The sequence below is a fragment of the Ruegeria sp. CDSB114 genome (assembly GCF_059611025.1).
This window is the reverse complement of the sequence record NZ_JBXWOT010000022.1, coordinates 1-2515: the sequence shown is the minus strand read 5'-3', so window position 1 is coordinate 2515 and position 2515 is coordinate 1. Positions and strand designations below refer to the sequence as shown.

The window sequence follows — 2515 nt, the reverse complement described above, 5'->3', positions numbered from 1 at the left end:
TGTCAATCCCGGCGCAAAATGGGTCAGTTTCCCGGTGTAAAATTGGACAGTTTGGTTGGGAGTTAGCTGCGCCTTGGCGCGCGTGCTCTCCAGATAGCTGACGCGTGCCAAGGCGCGCTGGCCGCAGGCCAGCCCTTCTGATCGCGGGTTTATGGAGTTCAGGTTTGGGCTTTTCGGCTCTCGCGCAGCCGGAAGCTTTCGCCGTTCATTTCAAGGATATGCACGTGATGGGTCAGGCGGTCCAGAATGGCGCCCGTGAGGCGCTCTGAGCCGAAGACCTCGGTCCATTCATCGAATGGCAGGTTGGAGGTGATGACGATGGAGCCGCGCTCGTAGCGCTGGGAGATAACCTCGAACAGCAACTCGGCGCCGGTCTTGCTGAGCGGGACGAAGCCGAGTTCATCGATGATCAGCAGGTCCTGGCTGACCAGCAGCTTTTGCAGACGCTGCAGGCGCCGTTCGTCGGCAGCCTCGATCAGTTCGTGGACCAGGGCGGCAGCGGTCGTGAAGCGAACCTTGAGCCCCTTCTGGCAGGCCGCCAGCCCGAGCCCCAGGGCGACGTGCGTTTTACCGGTGCCACTCGGGCCCAGGGCGATGACGTTCTCTCGCCGATCGACGAAGGCGCAGCGGGCGAGTTCCATCGTCAGGACCTTGTTCAGTGACGCAATCACCTTGAAGTCAAAGCTGTCCAGGCTCTTGGTCGCCGGAAACTTCGCGGCCTTTATCCGGCGCTCGATCATCCGGCGTTCGCGCTCGATCAGCTCCAGCTCACAGAGCCGCAGCAGATACTGCACATGATCCTTGTTCTCCGCCGCACACTGCCGTGCCTGCTTGTCATACTCGCTGTTGAAGGTCGGCAGGCGCAGCTTCTTGAGATGATGCTGCAGCAGGACCTGTGGCGTATCGGTCATACCATCGCCCCGGACATCAGCACCTTGTAGCTGGCCGGGTCCGTCGTCTCGACCTGTGCCTTGGGCAGGTAGGGATAGACGTCGAGATCGAGCCGCGGTGGGCGCTTCTCGATCCGGCACAGCACGAGATGCTTGACCGCGTCGTAGCCAATAGTGCCGTGGCCAAGAGCGTACTTGATGGCGCCATGGACATGGGCCATCTCGAAGGTCTCCAGCAGGCGCAGAACCTGAACGTACTCGCGCTTGCCCTTCTTTCCCATCCGCGCTTCCAGCAACCGGTGCAGGGTGGCGAACTCGGCGGGCAGGTCCCAGCCTTTGAGTGGGGCGGCCTGATCCAATGCCCCGACCTTTTGCTCCAGCAAAGGCAGGTAGTGCATCGGATCGAAGACCATGTCGGCCTTCTCGTAGGACCGGCTGTGGCGGGCGATCACCTCTGCGCCGCAGCCGATGACCACCTCATGGACGTAGCCCCGGACCTGAACCTCGTGGTGGGCGTAGGCGACCGGCACGGAATAATCATTGTTGCGATATCGGACCATCGAGATCGATGTGGCCCGGGTGCTGACCTTGTCACAGGCATCATAGGGCGTGGACGGCAACACCATCAGCGCGTCCAGATCGCGCATCAGGCGCTCGCCGATCGGCTCTGAATGACCGCGCACGATATCGTCCTGGCGCCTCAGGCATTGTTCTTCGAGCCGGGCATTCAGCTCATCGAAGCTGTTGAACCTGGGCGCGGGCACGAGGAAATTCCGCCGCCCATAGCCGATTACACCTTCGACATTGCCTTTGTCATTGCCCTTGGCGGGGCGGCCAAACTTGTCTTCGAACAGGTAATGCGACTGCAACTCGGCAAAGGTTCTGGTCCTCTCCCGCTTCCCGTCGCCGCAAATCCTGGCAACAGCGATCGAGGTGTTGTCATACAGGATCGACAGCGGCACGCCGCCGAAGAATGCAAAAGCCGCATTGTGCCCATCGCAGAACGCTTCGGTCGTCTCTGCCGGGTAGGCCTTGATGAAAAACGCATCCGAGTGCGGCAGCGCCATCGCGAGATAATGCAGCTTGCATTCAACGCCGCCGATCACCCCAAGCGACTCTCCAAAATCTACCTGGGCATGCCCTGGCGCATGCGACAAAGGCACGAATACCTCGCGGTTCCGGCGCATCTTCTCCCGCACATAGTCGGTGACAATGGTAATCCCGCCGGTGAAGCTGTGTTCATCGCGCAGACGCTCATGGATGCGCTTGGCTGTATGCCGCTGCTTCTTGAGCCGCGACTTATCTTCTTCGAGAATCTCGTCGATGATCGCCACGAACGGATCAAGCTTAGGGCGCGCCGGTGGGTTCTGCCGACGGTATCCAGGCGGAACCGCATGCTTCAGAATCTTCGCAACGGTCTTTCGGTCGATCCCGAAATGCCGCGCTGCCTCACTCTTGCCCATTCCCTGGACATGGCACGCAAGCCGTACCCGACCATAAAGCTCCACAGAATACATCTCCCCACCCTCAGCTCAATTGCCTCGGGTGTCAGACTGCGGAATTTTGCTCCGCGACGGTCAGATCATCCGACCGATTCCGTGGGTATTTTGCCTCCGGGATTCACA

Annotated in this window: 2 protein-coding genes; both read right to left on the bottom strand. The window is 60.5% G+C overall.

Annotated elements, in window-relative coordinates; all coding sequences use genetic code 11:
• Positions 1–158: 158 nt before the first annotated feature.
• Positions 159–911 carry an IS21-like element helper ATPase IstB gene (gene istB / locus AC2FIP_RS20625; protein ID WP_496774833.1) on the bottom strand — a complete coding sequence of 251 codons (753 nt, stop codon included), beginning with the start codon at positions 909–911 and terminating at the stop codon, positions 159–161.
• Positions 908–2407, bottom strand: a complete 1500-nt coding sequence (istA, locus tag AC2FIP_RS20620; protein ID WP_496787992.1) for an IS21 family transposase — start codon at positions 2405–2407, stop codon at positions 908–910. The genes istB and istA overlap by 4 nt, the downstream gene beginning before the upstream one ends.
• Positions 2408–2515: the final 108 nt, after the last annotated feature.